Origin of the sequence: Haemophilus paraphrohaemolyticus (genome assembly GCF_002015045.1) — a bacterium.
Classification (GTDB): Bacteria; Pseudomonadota; Gammaproteobacteria; order Enterobacterales; family Pasteurellaceae; genus Haemophilus_A; species Haemophilus_A paraphrohaemolyticus.
Map to the genome: position 1 here is coordinate 31,126 of NZ_MUXX01000004.1, position 21,380 is coordinate 52,505.

Genomic DNA, 21,380 nt, shown 5'->3' on the forward strand with positions numbered 1-21,380 from the left:
TGATCAAATTTTCAACGCTTTATTTTCTTTCAATGAGTAAATAAAGTTGTGTTAGCTATATAAAATATGTATAATTGGCAAGCTATCTTTTTGGAAAGATAGTGTCGTCCCGAAAGGGTGTTTTTTTTATTTAACGGAGCACTAATATGATCCAAGAACAGACTATGCTGGATGTTGCTGATAACTCAGGGGCTCGTAGCGTAATGTGTATCAAGGTTCTAGGTGGATCGCACCGTCGTTACGCTGCTATTGGCGATATCATCAAAGTTACTGTAAAAGAAGCAATTCCACGCGGTAAAGTGAAAAAAGGTGATGTGTTAAAAGCAGTTGTTGTGCGCACCAAGAAGGGTGTTCGTCGCCCAGATGGCTCAGTTATTCGTTTCGATGGCAATGCTTGTGTAATTTTAAACAATAACACTGAGCAACCAATCGGTACTCGTATTTTTGGACCTGTGACTCGTGAACTTCGTTCTGAGAAATTCATGAAGATCATTTCTTTAGCTCCAGAAGTACTGTAAGGGGAATGTAATGGCTGCTAAAATCCGTCAAAATGATGAAGTAATTGTTCTTGCTGGTAAAGACAAGGGCAAACGTGGTAAGGTAACTCAAGTGTTACCAAACGGTAAAGTTGTTGTTGAAGGTATCAACATCATCACTAAACACGAAAAACCAGTTCCTGCTTTAGGTAAAGCTGGTGGCTTAGTGAAAAAAGAAGCTGCAATCGATGGTTCAAACATTGCAATCTTCAACCCGAAAACAAACAAAGCTGACCGTGTAGGTTTTAGATTCGAAGACGGTAAAAAAGTACGTTTCTTCAAATCTAATAATGAAATTATTTAATTAAAACTGGAGTAATGCGATGGCGAAACTGCATGATTACTACAGAGATACAGTAGTGAATGAATTAAAAGCAAAATTCAACTACTCATCTGTCATGCAAGTCCCACGAATCGAAAAGATTACCCTGAATATGGGTGTGGGTGAAGCATTGACCGACAAAAAACTTTTAGATAACGCAGTAGCAGATCTAACAGCAATCAGTGGTCAAAAACCTTTAATTACTAAAGCTCGTAAATCAGTTGCTGGCTTTAAAATCCGTCAGGGATATCCAATCGGATGTAAAGTAACTCTTCGCGGCGAACGCATGTGGGAGTTCTTTGAAAGATTGATTTCTATCGCTGTTCCACGTATCCGTGACTTCCGAGGTTTAAGTGCGAAGTCTTTCGACGGTCGTGGTAATTACAGTATGGGTGTTCGTGAACAAATCATTTTCCCAGAAATCGACTACGATAAAGTAGATCGTGTACGTGGTTTAGATATTACAATCACTACAACTGCGAAAAATGACGAAGAAGGTCAAGCTTTATTAGCGGCTTTCAATTTCCCATTCCGTAAATAAGGTAGGTTATCGTGGCAAAACAATCAATGATTGCACGTGATGTTAAACGTGCGAAATTAGCTGATAAATTCTACGCTAAACGTGAAGAATTAAAGAAAATCATCTCTGATGTAAATTCTTCAGACGAAGATCGTTGGGCAGCAGTGTTAAAATTACAAACTCTTCCACGCGATTCTAGTCCAATCCGTCAGCGTAACCGTTGCCGCCAAACTGGTCGTCCACACGGTGTACTTCGTAAGTTTGGTTTAAGCCGTATTAAGGTGCGTGAAGCTGCTATGCGCGGTGAAATTCCTGGCCTTAAGAAAGCAAGCTGGTAATAACCTCTTTTAATTTGGAATCATGGGAGTAAATACATGAGCATGCAAGATCCAATCGCAGATATGCTGACCCGTATTCGTAACGGTCAAGCTGCGAATAAAGTTGCAATCAGTATGCCTTCATCTAAGTTAAAAGTTGCTATTGCAAGCGTTTTAGCTGAAGAAGGTTATGTTGAGAGCTTCAAAGTTGTTGAAGGTTCAAAACCTGAGTTGGAAATCACTTTAAAATATTTCCAAAACAAACCAGTAGTAGAAAGTATCCAACGCGTAAGCCGTCCTGGTCTTCGTATTTACAAACGTAAAGACGAATTACCAAAAGTAATGGGTGGTTTAGGTATCGCAGTTGTTTCTACATCGAAAGGTGTTATGACCGACCGTGCTGCACGTCAAGCAGGTCTCGGCGGTGAAATCATCTGTTACGTAGCATAATAGAGAGGTAGGAAAAATGTCTCGTGTTGCAAAAGCACCTGTTAATGTTCCTGCCGGTGTTCAAGTTGCTTTGAACGGTCAGCTATTAACAGTTAAAGGTAAAAACGGCGAGTTATCTCGCGAAATTCATAATGCAGTTGAAGTAAAATACGAAGCTGATACATTAACTTTCGCACCACGCGAAGGTATTGCAAACGCAGATGCGCAAGCAGGTACTGCACGTGCATTAGTTAATGCGATGGTTATCGGTGTTACTGAAGGCTTTACGAAGAAATTGCAATTAGTTGGTGTTGGTTACAGAGCACAAATGAAAGGTAACGTGGTTGCTTTAAGTTTAGGTTTCTCACACCCAATTGAACATGCGTTGCCAGCAGGTGTAACTGGTGAATGTCCATCACAAACGGAGATCGTTCTCAAAAGTGCGGATAAACAGTTAATTGGCCAAGTGGCAGCAGACATTCGTGCATATCGCCGTCCAGAGCCTTATAAAGGCAAAGGTGTACGTTACGCTGATGAAGTTGTACGTACTAAAGAAGCGAAGAAAAAGTAAAGTAAGGTAACACTATGGATAAGAAAGTAGCTCGTATCCGTCGTGCAACCCGTGCACGTCATTTAATGAGAGAGCAAGGTGCAACACGTTTAGTTGTGCATCGCACACCTCGCCATATTTATGCGCAGGTAATTGCACCTAATGGCTCAGAAGTTTTAGCAGCAGCTTCAACTGTTGAAAAAGAAATTAAAGAGCAAGTTAAATACACTGGTAATAAAGACGCAGCTGCAGTAGTTGGTAAATTAGTTGCAGAACGTGCTTTAGCTAAAGGTGTTCAAGCGGTTGCATTTGATCGTTCAGGTTTCAAATACCACGGTCGTGTGCAAGCATTAGCAGACGCTGCTCGTGAAGCTGGTCTACAGTTCTAATAGAGGAATTTGAGATGTCAAACATCGAAAAACAAGCTGGTGAACTGCAAGAGAAGCTAATCGCGGTTAACCGTGTATCAAAAACCGTTAAAGGTGGTCGTATCATGAGTTTCACTGCTTTAACAGTAGTGGGCGATGGTAATGGTCGTGTAGGTTTTGGTTACGGTAAAGCACGTGAAGTTCCAGCAGCGATCCAAAAGGCGATGGAAAAAGCTCGTCGCAATATGATCAATGTAGCTTTAAACGAAGGTACATTACAACACCCTGTTAAAGGTTCACACACAGGTTCACGTGTATTCATGCAACCAGCAAGCGAAGGTACTGGTATCATCGCTGGTGGTGCAATGCGTGCAGTGTTAGAAGTGGCAGGTGTTCGTAACGTTCTTTCTAAAGCGTATGGTTCAACTAACCCAATTAACGTTGTTCGTGCAACAATTGATGCACTTGAGAACATGAAATCACCTGAAATGGTTGCTGCAAAACGTGGCAAAACAGTTGAAGAAATTTTGGGGTAATTGAATATGGCAAAAATTAAAGTAACTCAAACTCGTAGCTCTATCGCTCGTTTACCGAAACATAAAGCAACGTTAAAAGGCTTAGGTCTTCGTCATATTCGTCACACCGTAGAACTTGAAGATACTCCAGCAGTACGCGGTATGATCAATCAAGTTTACTATATGGTTAAAGTGGAGGAGTAATAGAATGCGTTTAAATACTCTTTCTCCAGCTGAAGGCGCTAAGCACAGTGCTAAACGTTTAGGTCGTGGTATTGGTTCTGGTTTAGGTAAAACTGGTGGTCGTGGTCATAAAGGTCAAAAATCTCGTACAGGTGGCGGTGTTCGTCGTGGTTTCGAGGGTGGTCAAATGCCTTTATACCGTCGTTTACCAAAATTTGGTTTTACTTCATTAAAATCATTCCGCGTTGCTGAAGTTCGTTTAAACGACTTAGCGAAAGTAGATGGCGAAGTTGTCACTTTAGAATCGTTAAAAGCGGCTAACGTAATCACTAAAGATATTTTATCTGCAAAAGTAATCTTGGCAGGTAAAATTGAAAAAGCGGTTAAAGTTAAAGGTTTAGGCGTAACTAAAGGTGCTAAAGCTGCTATCGAAGCTGCTGGTGGTTCTATCGAGGAATAATAAATGGCAAAGCAACCAGGGTACCAAGGTAGTACACAAAAAGGAACTGGCGAGCTTAAATCAAGATTATTATTTGTTTTAGGTGCGTTAATCGTATTCCGCATCGGTTCTTTTATACCTGTTCCTGGCATTGATGCTTCTGTTTTATCCGAGTTAGTTCGACAACAACAAGGCACCATCATTGATATGTTTAATATGTTCTCTGGTGGTGCATTAAGCAGAGCTTCTATATTTGCATTAGGTATTATGCCTTACATCTCTGCGTCAATTATTATCCAATTATTGACAGCAATTCACCCTCCTTTAGCTGAATTGAAAAAAGAAGGCGAAGCTGGGCGTCGTAAAATTAGCAAATATACACGCTATGCAACTTTGTTATTAGCATTTATTCAGTCTATTGGTATTTCAATTGCCCTTCCTAATATGTTGTCAGGATTAGTACCTAATCCGAACATGTTATTCTATATCACAGCCGTAATTAGTTTAGTAACAGGAACAATGTTCTTAATGTGGCTAGGTGAGCAAATTACAGAGCGTGGTATCGGTAATGGTATTTCTTTAATTATCTTTGCAGGTATCGTTGCAGGTCTTCCAGCAACAATCGGTCAAACAATTGAAGAAGCGAGACAAGGTGAGATTTCATTCCTTGTTTTACTACTAATAGCAATTATCGCATTTGCAGTAACATATTTCGTTGTCTTTGTTGAACGTGGACAAAGAAGAATTGTGGTAAACTATGCAAGTCGCCAACAAGGTAGAATGATGGCACCTGCAAGATCATCTCATTTACCATTAAAAGTAAATATGGCAGGTGTAATTCCTGCAATCTTTGCCTCTAGTATCATTTTATTCCCTGCAAGCATTACGCAGTGGTTTGGTCAAAGTAGCGAAGGTTTTGAATGGTTATTTGATTTATCTCAATTACTACAGCCAGGACAGCCGTTATACATCGTATTATTTACGATGGCTGTGATTTTCTTTGCTTTCTTTTATACAGGAATGCAGTATAATCCACGAGATACAGCGGATAATCTTAAGAAATCAGGTGCGTTTGTACCAGGTTATAGACCAGGCGAACAAACATCGCGTTATATTGATAGAGTAATGACACGTTTAACCTTAATCGGTGCGTTGTATATTACCTTTGTTTGTTTGGTTCCTTATATCATTACATCATTATGGAAAGTACCATTCCAGTTAGGCGGTACTTCATTATTAATTGTAGTGGTAGTTATTATGGATTTCATCGCACAGGTTCAAAGTCATATGATGTCTTTACAATATGACTCTGTGTTGAAGAAAGCCAATTTGAAAGGCTTAGGGCAATAGCCCTTAAAAAAGGATAAGCAATGAAAGTTCGTGCTTCAGTTAAAAGAATGTGCCGTAACTGTAAAGTTGTTAAGCGTGAAGGTGTTGTTCGCGTAATTTGTAGCGATCCTAAACACAAACAACGTCAAGGTTAATCGTATATTTCTTGCAAAGAACCCGCTGAGCAGGTATACTGCTCAGCTCATTCGTCCTGATATGCTGTTTGAGTATCCTGAAACGGGCTTTTCAAGATCAGCATATCAATAAACTTTAAATAATAGGAGTGCATAGTGGCCCGTATTGCAGGCATTAACATTCCTGATCAAAAACACACTGTAATCGCATTAACTGCAATTTACGGTATCGGTAAAACTCGTGCTAAAGCTATCTGTGCTGCGGCGGGTATTGCTGAAGATGTAAAGATCAGAGAATTGTCTGAAGAGCAGATTGAAAAACTGCGTGAAGAAGTTGGTAAATTTACTGTCGAAGGTGATTTACGTCGTGAAGTAACTTTAAGCATCAAACGTCTTTTAGACCTAGGTTGCTACCGTGGTTTACGTCATCGTCGTAGTTTACCAGTGCGTGGTCAACGTACTAAGACTAATGCGCGTACTCGTAAGGGTCCACGCAAACCGATCAAAAAATAATCGGAGTAGATAATAATGGCTAAAACACCAGTTCGCGCACGTAAGCGCGTTAAAAAACAGATTGCAGATGGCGTAGCTCATATCCACGCATCTTTCAATAACACAATCGTAACCATTACTGACCGTCAGGGTAACGCATTAGCATGGGCTACTGCAGGTGGTTCAGGTTTCCGCGGTTCTCGTAAATCAACTCCATTCGCTGCTCAAGTTGCTGCAGAGCGTTGTGCAGAAATGGTTAAAGAGTTTGGTTTAAAGAATTTGGAAGTTATGGTTAAAGGTCCGGGTCCAGGTCGTGAATCAACAATCCGTGCATTAAATGCAGCAGGTTTCCGTATCACGAATATTACAGATGTGACTCCGATTCCTCATAACGGTTGTCGTCCACCGAAAAAACGTCGCGTATAATTGACGTTAGAATAATTGGAGAAAGAAAATGGCAAGATATTTGGGTCCTAAGCTCAAGCTAAGCCGTCGTGAAGGTACTGATTTATTCTTAAAATCAGGCGTTCGTGCGATTGAATCAAAATGTAGAAATAGACTTGATGTAGCACCAGGTCAACACGGTGCTCGTAAGCCACGTTTATCTGACTATGGTAGTCAGTTACGTGAAAAACAAAAAGTTCGCCGCATCTATGGTATCTTAGAGCGTCAATTCCGCAACTATTACAAAGAAGCTAACCGCTTAAAAGGTAATACGGGTGAGAACTTATTAGTATTATTAGAAGGTCGTTTAGACAACGTAGTTTATCGTATGGGTTTTGCAGCTACTCGTGCTGAAGCACGTCAATTAGTAAGCCACAAATCTATCGTAGTAAACGGTCGTGTAGTAAATATTCCTTCATTCCAAGTTTCTGTTGATGATGTAGTTGCTGTTCGTGAAAAATCTAAAAAACAAGCACGTATTAAAGCGTCATTAGAATTAGCTACTCAACGTGAAAAACCAACTTGGTTGGAAGTTGATGCAACTAAAATGGAAGGTGTATTTAAACGTACCCCTGAACGCTCTGATTTATCAGCAGACATCAATGAACATCTGATCGTTGAGCTTTACTCTAAATAATAGTTAATTTATTTAACATATATTATTTAATTATTAGTAAGCTTATAAACAAAGAGAGGATAAAATGCAGGGTTCTGTGACAGAATTTTTAAAGCCGCACTTAGTGAATATTGAACAAATTAGTTTAACTCACGCAAAAGTGACCCTAGAGCCGTTAGAACGTGGTTTTGGCCATACATTAGGTAACGCACTCCGTCGCATTTTACTTTCGTCAATGCCAGGTTGTGCCGTCACTGAAGTTGAAATTGATGGTGTATTGCATGAATACAGCAGCAAGGAAGGCGTACAAGAAGATATTCTTGAAGTATTGTTAAACCTTAAAGGTCTAGCGGTAAAAGTGCAAAACAAAGATGATATTGTTTTGACACTGACTAAATCTGGAATTGGCCCTGTGACTGCAGGCGACATTACACACGATGGTGATGTTGAAATTGTAAATCCTAACCACGTTATCTGTCATTTGACAGATAAAAATGCGACCATCAATATGCGTATTCGCGTACAACGTGGTCGTGGTTATGTACCAGCATCAGCTCGTGTACACACTCAAGACGATGATCGTCCTATCGGTCGTTTACTTGTAGATGCACGTTTCAGCCCAATTGATCGCATTGCTTACAATGTAGAAGCTGCTCGTGTTGAACAACGTACAGACTTAGATAAACTCGTTATTGAGATGGAAACAAATGGCACAATCGATCCAGAAGAAGCCATCCGTCGTGCTGCAACGATTTTAGCTGAACAGTTAGACGCATTTGTTGATTTACGTGATGTTCGTCAACCAGAAGTGAAAGAAGAGAAACCAGAGTTTGATCCGATTTTACTCCGTCCAGTTGATGATCTTGAATTAACAGTTCGTTCTGCTAACTGTTTGAAAGCAGAGACAATTCACTATATCGGTGATTTAGTACAACGTACAGAAGTTGAGTTATTAAAAACGCCTAATCTTGGTAAGAAATCACTTACAGAGATTAAAGATGTTCTCGCTTCTCGTGGCTTATCACTGGGTATGCGCCTTGAAAATTGGCCACCAGCAAGCATTGCTGAAGACTAATTTCGGGTCAATAGATTTTCTAAGAAGGAATAGGTTATGCGCCATCGTAAGAGTGGACGTCAATTAAACCGTAACAGCAGCCATCGCCAAGCGATGTTCCGTAATATGGCAAGTTCTTTAGTTGAACACGAAATCATCAAAACAACATTGCCTAAAGCTAAAGAGTTACGTCGTGTAGTTGAACCATTAATTACTTTAGCAAAAGAAGACAGCGTTGCAAACCGTCGTTTAGCTTTTGCTCGTACACGCAACATTGAAACAGTTGCTAAATTATTCAATGAATTAGGTCCACGTTTTGCACAACGTGCGGGTGGTTATACTCGTATCTTAAAATGTGGTTTCCGTGCAGGCGACAACGCTCCAATGGCATACATTGAGCTTGTAGATCGTCCTGAAGTTTCAGCTGAAGCTGCAGAATAATTTAAACTCAGATTGAGTTAGCTTTTAGAGGTTGATTTTGGTATTCCAGAATCAACCTTTTTTATGCTTTTTATTGATATAGGGATGCATAATAAGACTTGAGCTTGCTTTTTTGATGTAGCCTATTTTGCCGTAATCGAGAGGAGTATCGTAGTTAGATAATGCTAATAGACAAAATTGTTGGTAAGAAAATGCTAGAGTTTTATAGTAAAAGAACCTAAGCCTATTTTTGCAATGTGAATAAAAAAAATTCCCTTATCGCTTAAATACAGAAATTTAAAAGAATGGTAGGAAACATCATCTTCAACGATATTTCTGTATCACCCATCATAAAATGTTTTTCTTTAGGCAATAATTAGATTTAATAAGAACTTAGATTAGTTGCACTTCTGGAAATACGCTTATCAATCACTTCCATAAATCTTAATGTTTAATCTAGGCGATACAGATATATTGGCAAAGTCTTTTTAAATAGCATTGACGCTTATCATTAATATTGCGTTTTTTATCTGTTATTTTTGTGTTTTAGTAATGCTTTGTTCTATTAGGGATGTCTACTACAAACCTATCTATATTCAATAACAAGCAATGGTAAAAATGAATAGATACATATGGAGCAATTTTATATAGATGCTGTGGGATTGGAAATTAAAAAACCACCGCTTGTTTCACAACAAGCGGTGGTTTTCTTAGGATGTTTTACTAATTAGATTAGCCAGCTACAGCAATACGTTTCATATCTGTCATATAACCGCGTAATTCCTGACCGATTAACTCAACAGGGTGGTTGCGGATTGCATCGTTGATGTCGCGTAAGTACACGTTATCAATTTCAACCGCTGGCGTTGGTTCGCCTAAGTCACCTTTTTGTAAGGTTGGAATTAATTGCTCTGCAAGAATTGGGGTTGCTACGTTTGCAAATAAGTAGTTACCGTATTCCGCAGTGTCTGAAATTACCACGTTCATTTCATATAAACGTTTACGTGCGATAGTATTTGCGATTAACGGTAATTCGTGTAATGACTCATAGTATGCAGATTCTTCGTAGATGCCACTTGCTACCATTGCATCGAACGCCATTTCTACGCCCGCTTTCACCATTGCAACCATCACTACACCGTTATCGAAGTATTCTTGTTCAGAAATTTTGATACCGTCTGCTTTTGGTGCGTTTTCGAATGCAGTTTTGCCTGTGGCTTCACGCCATGCGAATAAATCTTTGTCGCCGTTCGCCCAGTCTGCCATCATTGTTGCAGAGAAGTGGCCGCTGATGATGTCATCCATATGTTTTAAGTATAAGAAGTTTAATTGCTCTTTGATTTGCTCTGCTAATTCAAAGGCACGGATTTTCGCACTATTTGATAAGCGATCCATCATGAGTGTGATGCCGCCTTGTTTTAACGCTTCAGTGATGGTTTCCCAACCGTATTGGATTAATTTGCCTGCGTATGCAGGGTCTTTACCGTCTGCCACTAATTTGTCGTAGCACACGATTGAACCTGCTTGTAACATACCGCAAAGAATAGTTTGCTCACCCATTAAGTCAGATTTTACTTCTGCCACAAATGAAGACTCTAACACGCCTGCACGATCACCGCCAGTTGCTGATGCCCACGCTTTTGCAATCGCTAAGCCTTCACCTTGCGGATCGTTTTCAGGGTGAACCGCGATTAATGTTGGCACACCGAAACCACGTTTGTATTCTTCACGCACTTCAGTACCTGGGCATTTTGGTGCTACCATTACCACAGTAATGTCTTTACGGATCTCTTCGCCCACTTCAACAATGTTGAAACCGTGTGAATAACCGAATGCCGCACCTTGTTTCATTAAAGGAATCACATCTGCAACAACTTTAGAGTGTTGTTTGTCTGGGGTTAAGTTAATCACTAAATCTGCAGTTGGAATTAACTCTTCGTAAGTACCAACTTTGAAACCGTTTTCGGTTGCACGTTGGAATGATGCACGTTTTTCTGCAATCGCTTCAGCACGTAATGCGTAAGCGATATTTAAGCCAGAATCACGCATATTTAAACCTTGGTTTAAACCTTGAGCACCGCAACCCACGATCACGATTTTTTTATCTTTTAATACTTCGCAACCCTCTGCGAATTCGCTGCGATCCATAAAACGGCAGCGACCCAATTGGTCTAATTTTTGACGTAAATTTAATGTGTTGAAATAGTTATTAGCCATGTTTGCATTCCTTCTTTGAAATGGGTTTGTTTAAGTTGGAGGCAGTATAGTCCAATCATCTGGTTGCGTAAATTGATATTATTGCGATTTTATATTGCATTTTTTGCAATATTGGTTTTCGTTACAAAGCTGAAGGTTGGTTAGAAATAACCGCACTTTTTGTTATCACTATTTCACTTCAGGAAACAACATCTTAATCACATTCTTGGTCAGCCTTCTTGATTTGCCTTGATAGGGGAAGATGTGCATCATCATCATTGGGTTGAAGTTGGCTTCAATCACGCCCCACGAGCTAAGCGATGCTTCTGCTGGCTTGGTTAAATCAGGAATAATCAAATCCACACCGCACACTTTCGCACCCATGGCGTGGGCGATGCCGACGGCAAGTTGTTTGTAGCTGTCATGCATTTGGTCGGTCATATCAATAGAATCACCCCCCGTGCTGATATTGGAATTGGCACGCAGTTGCACAATTTGACCGCTTGTAGGCACGCTCTCTAGCGTTAAACCTTGTTCTTTGAGCTGCAACAATTCAATGTCTCCCAAGGCAATTTTTTTCAGTGGTGAACGGGAGCCGTCGCCACGCAGTGGATCGGTATTTTTCGCTGCCACTAATTCACGCACTGTTTGCACTCCGTCGCCTACGACATTTGCAGGCACGCGGAGTAATACTGCCAATGTTTCATCACCTAGCACGAAGAAACGATATTCTGTGCCAACCAAATAATCTTCCACCATCACTTCTTTATCTTCGCGGAAAGCAATTTCAATCGCTTTAGCGAAGTCTTCGCGGTTGGTTACGCCTTGTTGGAAAATCGTAATACCTAAGCCGTAGTTGGTTGATTTCGGCTTAATCACCACCGATCTGCCTTCAAACAACGGATAATGCGCCACCGCTTGTTCAGCGCTGGTAAATTCCACGCTTTTCGGCACGTTAAAGCCCGCTTTCGCCAACACTTTTTTAGTCACCACTTTGTTTTCCATAATCAGCGGCGAGATGTATTGATCGTGGCTGGTCATATTACCGTTTTTGACGTATTCGAGATGATCGCCAAATTTAAGAGCAAGAAACTGATCGTTTTCGTCCAGAATTTCGGTGCTGATGCCTTGTTGAATCAAATCGAATAGCAACGCTTGGGTGGAAAGCTCCATATTGTCGAATGCAGAAAGTGCATAAAAACGCTCAAAGGCTTGGGCCTTGTACTGCTTCGCAAGGCTTGCACCAAGGGCTTTGTAACTGCCTGCTTGCTCAATTGCTTTCAGCAGTTTGCCGTTCACAGTTTGGCTTGGGTTGGCAAGCTGTGCCAATTTTTCTTCCGCAGTTTTTACCACACTTTTGTCCGCATTGATGGTTTTCAACATCTCAATAATTTGGCGTAACACCGCTTCGCCTTCCGCCTGGAACGCTGTTGGCTCACGCGGATCTTCAAGGGCAACTTGATACAAACGCTGTTTGCCAAGTTCTACCTCTTTTTGACCGCTTGTTTCATCCAGCCAAAGCATTCCCAGCAAGAAGCCGTGGATAAATTTCGCATCTGCCAAGCTAATTCCATACGGCTCAAGCGGGTTTAAGTCAAATAGGCGGAATTCGGCATATTGCACGCCTTTTTCCAGTAATTCGCGTGCCTTTTTCGCCCCACGCAAGCGCACGTTGGAATAGAACTCTTTTTCCGCAATCAGGCGACCTGCTTTCACTTGTTCTTCTAAGGTTTCCACATAGCTTTCAAGGCTGTCGTGGTTCACCACTACATCAGGCGAATTGACATAACCATAAGGGCTAGAACGTAAACTCCGCACCAGTTGCCCTTCTGCAAGCGGTGAATTTTCAACACCATTTCGCGAAAAATAATTTGCTTCCACCATTGGCGTTGCTGCCAGCAGATAGACCAAAATCCATTGATAACGGAGGAAATTATTCGCCAATTTCATATATAAGGCGTTTTGGAAATCTTTGAGTTCCGTATACTCATTTTGTAAGCTGAATACTGCTTTCACAAATTCAGGCGAGAGCTGGAAGTTGTAATGAATGCCACTCACCATCTGTTTATATTTGCCGTAGTTGGTGGAAAGATGTTCGCGATATTTCACATCTTCGATGTTGTCGAGCTGGGCTTCTTGGATCGCATTTTCAGGCGGCAAACCTGCTGGCATACTGAACGGGAAAATGTATTCCTGTTCAGGCAGAGAACGCAACACCACTTCGTGAATGGCAGAAAGCCAACGCAGGCTGTCTTCAAGTTTGCCATTTGGTGGGGTAATCAGCTCAAGCTGGCTTTCTGCAAAATCGGTTTGAATGTAGGGGTGGTAGGAACGATTACCAAACACCGTAGGGTGAGGTGTAGTGACGATATTGCCGTTTTCATCAATACGTTGGCTCTCTTTTTCCAAGCCAAAACTGCCTTGTTGAAACAGTAATCCCAACTGATTTTGCTTAATCCATTGCTGTAATTTCATTGTGTGTCCTTTTAAGAGGAAAATTATTGTCCACATCATAGCACAATTAAAGGTAGAGTAAATTGCTCGGGTTTATAAGCAAATGGAACGGAATAGAATTTTGGGTTATATCAAGGTTTGCTTTTTATATTTGAGAATAATTTGCATTGAAATAGTTGAGTAAAAGTGTCAGAATTAGTGCGTCTAATTCAAAACACAAAAGGAGACTTGTTATGAAAAAAGTGTTATTAGCCTCATTACTTAGCTTTGGTATTGCCTCTATTGCACAAGCAGATATTGGTGTAGTAAAAGATGGCTTCGGTAAAATTATGCAAACGGAACAGTTTACCGTGGTGAAAAAAGCCTTGAAGAAAGGAGAGCAACTAAAACGTCATAACCACGAAGGCGATAGTGTGATTTTTACCGTACTAAGCGGAAAAATGAATGTGGTATTGAATGACAATGAAAAACATGAAATCAACGTAGGGCAAGTGCTTAACTTTGATGGAAAATATTTTATTCAAGGCGAAGCTGCAGAGGACTCAGTTATTATGGTGACTTTAGTTGAGGTAGATAATGCCCCACATGAGCATCATCACGATCACAAACACTAATTAAAGCAAAAGCGGTTCAAAATGGTAAAACTTTTACCAAATTGAACCGCTTGTTGTTTTAAGCGTTTAGACCTATTTTTTCTCTTCCGCTTTAATCATATCCGCAGGAATAAAGGATTTTTGTACTTTTTCCATATGTGGAAGATTGTGAGCAATCCCTTTGTGGCAGTCGATACAGGTTTTGTTTTGCTCTTGTGCCAAAGCGTGCATTTGCTGTGCTACGGTTTTTTGTTGGGTGAAGTCCATATCATCAAAGTTGTGGCAGTTACGACATTCTTTGGAATTGTTGGCTTTCATACGTGCCCATTCGCGTTCTGCCATTTCTAAGCGGTGTGCTTCGAATTTCTCTTTGGTATCTACTTTACCTGTAAAGTGAGCATAAACTTCAGTTGATGCCTGCATTTTACGAATCATTTTTGGTACAAATTCGTGTGGTACGTGGCAGTCTGAACAAATTGCTTTCACACCTGAACGGTTACTAAAGTGGATTGACGCTTGGTACTCAGGTACAACGTCATTAGTATGACAGTCTGAGCAGAATTGCTCTGTATTGGTTGTTGCCATTCCTGCATTAAACAGGTTAGTTCCAACGATAGTACCAATGATAGTTAATAAAATAACCCCACCAATTGCCATTTTGCTCGGAGAGCGTAACCAACGGCAAACTTTCTGAATGCTTGATTTAATCATGGTCTTGCTCCTTATTTACCTTGTGCCTGACGAATAGCGTCAAATTTGTTTTGAATAATTGGGTTTACGTTTGCTTGTTGCACGTGGCATTGTAAGCAGAAGTAACGGCGCGGTGATGTACCTTCCGTTTTTTGTCCATCACGTGTTAAAAAGTGGCTTTCTGGCACACGTGGTGCACCTGTAGTTGGGGCAACATCAGGTGAGTGGCAACCCAAACATTGGTTGGCGTTTTTCGTTACTTGTAAACCACGAACACTATGTGGCACAAGTGGCGGTTGATGTGGGAAGGTAATCGGAATATTGCCCACATCTTTAGGAGGGGAGGTAAAGGCTGGGGCGATGCTTTCTGTCGCACCTTCAATATTATTTGCCACTTTTGGGGCATCTGCTAAAGCCACACCCGAAAGTGCGACAAGCATTACAGCAAGGAATTTTTTCATAAATCACTCCATTACAATTTTACAAATTTTTAATGTTAATCTGCTTCTCAAACCGAGAACCAAATGCAAAAACATTTTCAGCGCAAACGTCAATACAACGTCCGCAAGTAATACAATCTTTTGCCAACACAATCGGGCTATCTTCAGGCTTGCCGTGCAAGGGAATGCGTAGCACTTGGGGTTCTGGGCAAACGTTGTAGCAGTCCATACAACGGTCGCAACGAGCACGATCCACCACATTCACTTTCACTAAACTTTTCGCCCCGATCAGTCCATACATTGCCCCAATCGGGCAGAGATGACCGCACCAGCCGTGTTCAGCAACCAATAAATCGAACAGGAAAATTACCGTAACTAGCCAGAGGGTTGCCCCTAAACCGTAAACGAAAATCCGTCCTAATGCAGCAACAGGGTTAATCCACTCCCACAATAGCGAGCCTGTAAAGGCACTGCCTACTAAAATCACACCTAGAATCACATAGCGTAATTCACGGGAAATTTTAAGCGATTGGCGAATCCCAAGTTTTCGGCGAAGCCACGCTGCTGCATCTGTAACCAGATTCATTGGGCAAACCCAACTACAAAAGGTTTTGCTAGCCACCACCGCATAAAACAGCACGATAATGAATGCCCCGATGAGCGTTGTCATTTCAGGCAAATAGCCTGTGGCTAAACTTTCTGCGGTAATCAGTGGATCAGTAAGTGGTACAGTGTCGAATAACATACTCGAGCTGTAATTACCTTTTAAGATCCAGAAATTCCACATTGGTCCGCTTAAAAACATCAAAATGATGCTGAGTTGGGTGATTCTGCGTAAAATCAAAAAGCGGTAAGCATGCCACCAACCGAGTTTTTGACGGGCTTCTAAGCCTGCATCTTTCGGTTTGTTTGGGGTATATTTTGGTGCAATTGCCATTATTTAACCCCCTTAATGTTTAAGTCCAAATTTGGGAAGTGCTCTGCTTCAGGCACCGTAGTTGAATTTGGTACATAATCCATCGTTGCACGGCTTGGGGTTGCCACTTTCTGATTTGGTTTCACCTGCATTGGTTTGTAGCTATCTTCGTGTAATCCTTCAGGCATTCTCGCTTCAAATTGAGGACGCAATCCATCAGGGTGTTTTTCCTCAATTAAAGATTTACCCGCATTCTGTTTCTCTTTCCAGCCGAGGCGGTAATGACGACCGAGCAAGCCTTTGGCTAAATCCATCGGTAGCACTTTAATTGCTGCCTCTTCCAACACACAAGCCTGCTCGCATTTGCCACAGCCTGTGCAGGCATCAGAATGCACGGTTGGAATCAGTTTGGCGTGAATGCCTGTGCGATCGTTATGGACATTCTCAAGCGTAATCGCCTTGTCAATCAGCGGACAAACTCGGTAGCACACGTCGCAACGCAAACCTTGCCAGTTGAGGCAGGTTTCGTGGTCAAGTAACACCGCCAAGCCCATACGGGCATCGTTGATATTTTTAAGCTCTTCGCTTAATGCACCACTCGGACAAGCATTCATACAAGGAATATCAGGACACATTTCGCAAGGCTTATCGCGTGCAATGAAATATGGCGTCCCAGCTTCCATCGGAGAAATCAGTGAAGCCAAGTGCAACATATCGTAAGGACACGCTTGCACGCACTGCCCACAACGGGTACAAGCCGCTAAGAACTCATTTTCAGGCAACGCTCCAGGAGGGCGAAGTGCCACGCCTTCTTTCGCTTTGGCTTGCTGCTGTTGTAGCCCTAAAATCACGCCAGCCCCACATACCCCAGCCGCAGTTCGTGTCACATTTTTCAAAAATTGACGGCGGTTTGGATCTAGTTTCATAGCGTTTCCTTTTTTCGTGGTTTTCAAGCGGTCGGATTTTGCAAAAGATTTGCAAATTTTGACCGCTTGGTCATAGATTCCCCTCTTTTCTAAAGAGGGGGTATATTTATGCCTTAACCACTTTCACCGCACATTTTTTGTAGTCGGTTTCGCCTGAAATCGGGTCAGTTGCGTCTAAGGTTAATTTATTGGCTAACTGACCTGCATCGAAGAAGGTGGTAAAAATCAAACCTTCTGGACATTTGTTACGACCGCGAGTGTCTAAGTGCGAAATCATTTCACCGCGACGGGTAATGAGTTTCACTTTATCACCGTGACGTAAGCCACGTTTTCTCGCATCCGCTGGGTGCATCCACACTAAGTTATTCGGGAAGGCACGGTGCAATTCAGGAACACGACGAGTCATTGTGCCTGTGTGCCAGTGTTCTAACACACGACCTGTACAGAGCCATAAATCGTACTCTTCGTCTGGGCTTTCCGCAGGACCTTCATAAGGTACACCTAAAATGATCGCCTTTTTGTCTGGATAACCATAGAACGCAACGTCTTCGCCTGCTTTTACATACGGGTCGAAGCCTTCGCGATAACGCCATAAGGTTTCTTTGAACTCGCCTGTTTTTTCATCTTTCACTACTGGCCAGCGTAAACCGCGCACTTGATGGTAAGTGTCGAATGAGGCTAAGTCGTGACCGTGACCGCGACCGAATGAAGCATATTCTTCAAACAAGCCTTTTTGTAAGTAGTAGCCGAAGTGTTCTGCTTCATCATTGATGTATCCTGGAACATCTGTTGGTACTTTAAATTTGTTTACTTCACCATTTTCGTAAAGCACTTCATAAAGCGTTTTGCCACGATATTCAGGCATTTGTGCTAATAATTCTTCGCCCCATACTTCGTCAGTTTTGAAGTATTTAGAGAATTCCACAATCTGCCATAAGTCTGAACGTGATTCACCTGGACCTTTCACCTGTTGACGCCATAATTGAGTACGGCGTTCCGCGTTACCGTAGCCCCCTTCTTTTTCTACCCACATACAGGTTGGCAGGATTAAGTCTGCTGCCACTGCTGAAACTGATGGGTAAGGGTCTGAAACCACGATGAAGTTTTCAGGATTACGCCAGCCTGGGAAGATCTCATCGTTAATATTCGGGCCGCCTTGCATGTTGTTGGTACACATTTGCCATAAGAAGTTTAATTTGCCATCTTTTAATGCACGGCTTTGTTGTACTGCTGGATAGCCAGGTACAGTTGGAATAGTGCCTTTTGGTAATTTCCATTTTTTCTCAGCAATTTCAACGTGTTTCGGATTGGTTACTACCATATCTGCAGGTAAACGGTGAACGAATGTTCCTACTTCACGAGCCGTACCACAAGCTGATGGCTGACCTGTTAGCGAGAACGGTCCACAACCAGGTTTAGAAATTTTACCGGTTAATAAGTGTACGTTATAGATCATTTGGTTAACCCATACACCACGAGTGTGTTGGTTAAAGCCCATTGTCCAGAAAGATACCATCGTTTGATCAGGGTCTGCATACATTTTCGCTAAAGTTTCAAGCTGATCTTTTGGCACTCCAGAAATTTCGTGTGCTTTTTCAAGCGTATAAGGTGCAACGATTTTCTTGAACTCTTCAAAGTCAGAATCGTACATTTTACCCGCGGTTTTCACGTTTTTCGCTGCTTTTTGAAGCGGGTGTTCTGGACGTAAACCATAACCGATGTCAGTCTCACCACGTTTAAATTTGGTGTGTTTGTTAACGAAATCCCAGTTTACTTTATCGTTTTGGATAATGTAGTTAGCGATATAGTTAAGAATTGCAAGGTCTGAATGCGGATTGAAGATAATTGGTGTATCTGCAAGTTCAAATGAGCGGTGTTCGAAAGTAGACATTACCACAACACGCACTTTGTCATTAGAAAGACGACGATCAGAAATACGGCTCCATAAAATAGGGTGCATTTCTGCCATGTTCGAACCCCAAAGCACAAACGCATCAGTTTTTTCGATGTCACTATAGCAGCCCATAGGTTCATCCATACCAAATGTACGCATAAACGCAACCGCTGCAGACGCCATACAGTGACGAGCATTAGGGTCGATAGTGTTAGAACGGAAACCAGCTTTCCAAAGTTTTACTTTTGCGTAACCTTCGTAGATGGTTGTTTGACCTGAAGAGAACATACCAACTGAATTTGGTTCTTTTTTCTTCAAGATATCTTTAATTTTTTCCGCCATGATAGTGAAAGCTTGATCCCAAGAAACAGGTGTAAAGTCACCTTCTTTATGGAATTTACCATCTTTCATACGTAATAACGGAGTTTGTACACGGTCTGCACCGTACATAATTTTTGAAAGGAAGTAGCCTTTGATACAGTTTAAACCACGGTTTACTTCTGCATCTGGGTCGCCTTGGGTTGCTACCACACGACCATCTTTGGTGCCCACCAATACGCTACAACCTGTTCCGCAGAAACGGCACGGGGCTTTGTCCCACTTAATGCCTATATCTTCCGCATAGACGTTTTTGACAGGAATTGTCATTCCTGCCGCTGCCGCTGCTGCCATCGCCGCATTGGCTTTCATAAAATCTCTACGATTGAGTTCCATCGTTTTTCCCCACGCTATTATTTTTCATCTAAATAATTTGAAATTAACGACACCACAATTACGCCTGAAATGTCTTTAATTTCATCCATTAAATCGGCAAGTGCTAATTGGTGATTGCTCTCAAGAGTGACTACCAACTTCCCTTCTTCGGGTTTTTCGCCGTGAATTTCCGCCGTTGGGATGGCTAAAATCTCGGCTTTCACTTGTTCTAATTTCTCTGGTCTGGCTTGCACCACAATGCTACACACATACCAATTTTCGTTTTCGCTAAATTGACTCATCAGAAATCACTAAAATTAAATACCACTAAGGCTAATCGCCTTGGTTGGACAAACGCTTAAACACGCCCCACAGCCGTTACAAGCGGTTAAATCTAAAGATAACGTTGCAATTCCGCCTAAACTTGGACGGAACCGAATCGCTCGCTCAGGGCAGTAATCACCACAGGAACGGCACTCAATTTTTTGTTGCAACAAACATTGCTCAGAAATTTCCACCTTATGCAACCAAGCCGCTTCGCTAGTTGGTAAGAAAACTGGTTCAGGACACGCCTGCACGCATTTTTCGCAGAAGGTGCACTCTTTGTCGCCAAGGGTAAAATCTATCTCGGGAAAACCACCCGTGCCTTGCTTAATAATCTTGGTTTCACAAGCTAATACACATTGCCCACAAGCGGTGCATTTTTCCAAGAAATTTGCTAAATCTGCCCAAGGTGGTCGGATTGCTTGATAACCTTGTAGTGCAACTTGTTCTGTTTTTAGCGTATTTAAAAATTGCCCACGCAGAAATGCACGGCGAGGCAAAGATTGATTGGTTAAATCACTCAAAACAGATTTTTCTCTTACAAAATATTAGATGGATATTATCCAATCTTTCCAATCTTTACCTTATTACCTAAAAGGGGTATTTGCAATGCTATTCCCACTTTTCTTGATACGTATCAAAGAACGATAGAGAAAATTTCGTTAAGAAGTTAAAATGTTGTTAATTATTCTTTAACGAAGGAACTATGATGATACTCTTTTTTATCAGCTGCCTAATACTCGGCTTATTCATCGGCTTTCTTGCAGGTTTATTTGGTATTGGTGGCGGGCTAATTATTGTGCCCGCGTTGGTTTATCTTTTCCCGATGGTGGGCGTGCCGCCTGAACATTTGATGTCGGCGGCACTTGGCACTTCCTTTGCAACCATCGTCATTACCGCTTTTTCTTCCGCACAACGCCATCATAAATTGGGCAACGTGGATTTGCGTGTGGCGAAAGTGTTGCTGCCTTCTATTATGATTTCCGTCTTTCTTTGTGGGCTATTTATCAGTGGTTTAGATGCCCAACTAGCAAAGAAACTCTTTGCGATGATGGTGGTCTATATGGCGGGCAGAATGATTTTCTCCTTGAAAAAATCAGGTAAAATTCGACCGCTTACCCAGAAAAGTATGGTAATTGCAGGTGGTGTGATTGGTGCACTCTCAAGCATTGCGGGCATTGGCGGTGGAGGTTTTATCGTGCCGTTTTTAAATGGCCGCGGTGTGGAGATGAAAACCGCAATCGGTACTTCCTCTTTCTGCGGGGCGTTTTTAGGCTTGGCGGGAATGTTTAGTTTTATCGCCAGCGGTTGGAATGTACCTGATTTGCCTGAATTTTCACTTGGTTATGTCTATTTACCCGCACTGGTTGGCATTACGTTAACGTCGTTTTTTACCTCAAAACTTGGAGCCAATGCGGCAAATAGCCTGCCTGTACCTATCCTCAAAAAAGGTTTTGCTTGCTTATTACTTGCGATGGCAGTGAAGATATTTTTGAGTTAGTTATTTACTGGGTTTCCTAAGAAATCCCGTCTTTACATACGGGTAGGTTGGCTTCTGCCAAATCTCCCCCCCCTCTTTACTAAAG

Annotated in this window: 28 protein-coding genes; 19 read left to right on the top strand and 9 right to left on the bottom strand. The window is 41.8% G+C overall.

The annotated features are described in order from the left end of the window. Positions 1-146 precede the first annotated feature (146 nt). The 17 genes from rplN (at position 147) to rplQ (ending at position 8,689) form a co-directional block, all read left to right on the top strand. Positions 147-518: a 50S ribosomal protein L14 gene (rplN, locus tag B0184_RS03460; RefSeq protein WP_005619403.1), complete on the top strand. Its 372-nt coding sequence runs from the start codon at positions 147-149 to the stop codon at positions 516-518. A gap of 10 nt (positions 519-528) precedes the next feature. Next, positions 529-840: a 50S ribosomal protein L24 gene (gene rplX, locus B0184_RS03465; RefSeq protein WP_005708126.1), complete on the top strand. Its 312-nt coding sequence runs from the start codon at positions 529-531 to the stop codon at positions 838-840. A gap of 19 nt (positions 841-859) precedes the next feature. Further along, positions 860-1,399: a 50S ribosomal protein L5 gene (gene rplE, locus B0184_RS03470; protein WP_005708082.1), complete on the top strand. Its 540-nt coding sequence runs from the start codon at positions 860-862 to the stop codon at positions 1,397-1,399. Positions 1,400-1,410: 11 nt separating this feature from the next. After that, positions 1,411-1,716 (top strand): 30S ribosomal protein S14, encoded by a 306-nt coding sequence (gene rpsN / locus B0184_RS03475; protein ID WP_005708075.1) that lies wholly within the window; start codon positions 1,411-1,413, stop codon positions 1,714-1,716. Between the two features lie 36 nt (positions 1,717-1,752). Continuing rightward, positions 1,753-2,145: a 30S ribosomal protein S8 gene (gene rpsH / locus B0184_RS03480; RefSeq protein WP_005705955.1), complete on the top strand. Its 393-nt coding sequence runs from the start codon at positions 1,753-1,755 to the stop codon at positions 2,143-2,145. 16 nt (positions 2,146-2,161) lie between these two features. After that, the gene (gene rplF, locus B0184_RS03485) at positions 2,162-2,695 is read left to right on the top strand and encodes a 50S ribosomal protein L6 (RefSeq protein WP_005708081.1); all 534 of its coding nucleotides are present in this window, start codon (positions 2,162-2,164) and stop codon (positions 2,693-2,695) included. 14 nt (positions 2,696-2,709) lie between these two features. Further along, complete coding sequence (gene rplR / locus B0184_RS03490) at positions 2,710-3,063, top strand: 50S ribosomal protein L18 (RefSeq protein WP_005706001.1); 354 nt, start codon at positions 2,710-2,712, stop codon at positions 3,061-3,063. A gap of 14 nt (positions 3,064-3,077) precedes the next feature. Next, positions 3,078-3,578 carry a 30S ribosomal protein S5 gene (gene rpsE / locus B0184_RS03495; RefSeq protein ID WP_005705945.1) on the top strand — a complete coding sequence of 167 codons (501 nt, stop codon included), beginning with the start codon at positions 3,078-3,080 and terminating at the stop codon, positions 3,576-3,578. 6 nt (positions 3,579-3,584) lie between these two features. Continuing rightward, on the top strand, positions 3,585-3,761 hold the full coding sequence (rpmD, locus tag B0184_RS03500; protein WP_005705941.1) for a 50S ribosomal protein L30: 177 nt from the start codon (positions 3,585-3,587) through the stop codon (positions 3,759-3,761). Positions 3,762-3,765: 4 nt separating this feature from the next. After that, the gene (gene rplO / locus B0184_RS03505) at positions 3,766-4,200 is read left to right on the top strand and encodes a 50S ribosomal protein L15 (protein ID WP_005708122.1); all 435 of its coding nucleotides are present in this window, start codon (positions 3,766-3,768) and stop codon (positions 4,198-4,200) included. A gap of 3 nt (positions 4,201-4,203) precedes the next feature. Then, entirely contained in the window at positions 4,204-5,529 is a 1,326-nt protein-coding gene (secY, locus tag B0184_RS03510) for a preprotein translocase subunit SecY (protein ID WP_005705999.1), read from the top strand. Positions 5,530-5,549: 20 nt separating this feature from the next. After that, positions 5,550-5,663, top strand: coding sequence for a 50S ribosomal protein L36 (rpmJ, locus tag B0184_RS03515; protein WP_005705974.1), 114 nt, complete (start codon positions 5,550-5,552; stop codon positions 5,661-5,663). Positions 5,664-5,798: 135 nt separating this feature from the next. Beyond that, on the top strand, positions 5,799-6,155 hold the full coding sequence (rpsM, locus tag B0184_RS03520; protein WP_005705966.1) for a 30S ribosomal protein S13: 357 nt from the start codon (positions 5,799-5,801) through the stop codon (positions 6,153-6,155). A gap of 15 nt (positions 6,156-6,170) precedes the next feature. After that, positions 6,171-6,560, top strand: a complete 390-nt coding sequence (rpsK, locus tag B0184_RS03525; RefSeq protein WP_005705959.1) for a 30S ribosomal protein S11 — start codon at positions 6,171-6,173, stop codon at positions 6,558-6,560. A 28-nt stretch (positions 6,561-6,588) separates the two neighbouring features. Continuing rightward, positions 6,589-7,215 carry a 30S ribosomal protein S4 gene (rpsD, locus tag B0184_RS03530; protein WP_005705947.1) on the top strand — a complete coding sequence of 209 codons (627 nt, stop codon included), beginning with the start codon at positions 6,589-6,591 and terminating at the stop codon, positions 7,213-7,215. Between the two features lie 64 nt (positions 7,216-7,279). Further along, positions 7,280-8,269: a DNA-directed RNA polymerase subunit alpha gene (locus tag B0184_RS03535; RefSeq protein ID WP_005708109.1), complete on the top strand. Its 990-nt coding sequence runs from the start codon at positions 7,280-7,282 to the stop codon at positions 8,267-8,269. A gap of 36 nt (positions 8,270-8,305) precedes the next feature. Beyond that, complete coding sequence (gene rplQ / locus B0184_RS03540; protein ID WP_005708118.1) at positions 8,306-8,689, top strand: 50S ribosomal protein L17; 384 nt, start codon at positions 8,306-8,308, stop codon at positions 8,687-8,689. Positions 8,690-9,400: 711 nt separating this feature from the next. On the opposite strand, the gene ilvC is transcribed toward rplQ, so the two are convergent. Both ilvC and gshAB read right to left on the bottom strand, forming a co-directional pair. Next, entirely contained in the window at positions 9,401-10,885 is a 1,485-nt protein-coding gene (gene ilvC / locus B0184_RS03545; protein WP_005708080.1) for a ketol-acid reductoisomerase, read from the bottom strand. Between the two features lie 168 nt (positions 10,886-11,053). Further along, entirely contained in the window at positions 11,054-13,339 is a 2,286-nt protein-coding gene (gene gshAB, locus B0184_RS03550; protein WP_005708115.1) for a bifunctional glutamate--cysteine ligase GshA/glutathione synthetase GshB, read from the bottom strand. A gap of 212 nt (positions 13,340-13,551) precedes the next feature. On the opposite strand from gshAB, the gene B0184_RS03555 reads away from it, so the two are divergent. Then, entirely contained in the window at positions 13,552-13,932 is a 381-nt protein-coding gene (locus B0184_RS03555) for a cupin domain-containing protein (protein ID WP_005708066.1), read from the top strand. A 72-nt stretch (positions 13,933-14,004) separates the two neighbouring features. Here B0184_RS03555 and B0184_RS03560 read toward each other — a convergent pair whose 3' ends face one another. The 7 genes from B0184_RS03560 to napF all read right to left on the bottom strand — a co-directional run bounded on the left by B0184_RS03560 (position 14,005) and on the right by napF (position 20,318). Continuing rightward, the gene (locus tag B0184_RS03560) at positions 14,005-14,622 is read right to left on the bottom strand and encodes a NapC/NirT family cytochrome c (protein WP_005708067.1); all 618 of its coding nucleotides are present in this window, start codon (positions 14,620-14,622) and stop codon (positions 14,005-14,007) included. An 11-nt stretch (positions 14,623-14,633) separates the two neighbouring features. Continuing rightward, positions 14,634-15,062 (bottom strand): nitrate reductase cytochrome c-type subunit, encoded by a 429-nt coding sequence (locus B0184_RS03565; protein ID WP_005708072.1) that lies wholly within the window; start codon positions 15,060-15,062, stop codon positions 14,634-14,636. Positions 15,063-15,081: 19 nt separating this feature from the next. Then, complete coding sequence (gene napH / locus B0184_RS03570; protein ID WP_005708085.1) at positions 15,082-15,978, bottom strand: quinol dehydrogenase ferredoxin subunit NapH; 897 nt, start codon at positions 15,976-15,978, stop codon at positions 15,082-15,084. Then, the gene (gene napG / locus B0184_RS03575) at positions 15,978-16,883 is read right to left on the bottom strand and encodes a ferredoxin-type protein NapG (RefSeq protein ID WP_005708078.1); all 906 of its coding nucleotides are present in this window, start codon (positions 16,881-16,883) and stop codon (positions 15,978-15,980) included. Before napG ends, napH begins: the two co-directional genes overlap by 1 nt. A 106-nt stretch (positions 16,884-16,989) precedes the next feature. After that, positions 16,990-19,491, bottom strand: a complete 2,502-nt coding sequence (gene napA, locus B0184_RS03580) for a nitrate reductase catalytic subunit NapA (protein WP_005708076.1) — start codon at positions 19,489-19,491, stop codon at positions 16,990-16,992. A gap of 17 nt (positions 19,492-19,508) precedes the next feature. Further along, positions 19,509-19,772, bottom strand: a complete 264-nt coding sequence (locus B0184_RS03585) for a chaperone NapD (protein ID WP_005708087.1) — start codon at positions 19,770-19,772, stop codon at positions 19,509-19,511. A gap of 15 nt (positions 19,773-19,787) precedes the next feature. Continuing rightward, positions 19,788-20,318 (bottom strand): ferredoxin-type protein NapF, encoded by a 531-nt coding sequence (napF, locus tag B0184_RS03590; RefSeq protein WP_005708090.1) that lies wholly within the window; start codon positions 20,316-20,318, stop codon positions 19,788-19,790. A gap of 185 nt (positions 20,319-20,503) precedes the next feature. Between napF and B0184_RS03595 the strand changes: the two genes are divergently transcribed. After that, a complete protein-coding gene (locus tag B0184_RS03595; protein ID WP_005708100.1) occupies positions 20,504-21,295 on the top strand; it encodes a sulfite exporter TauE/SafE family protein in 792 nt (263 codons plus the stop codon). The last annotated feature ends 85 nt before the right edge of the window (positions 21,296-21,380 follow it).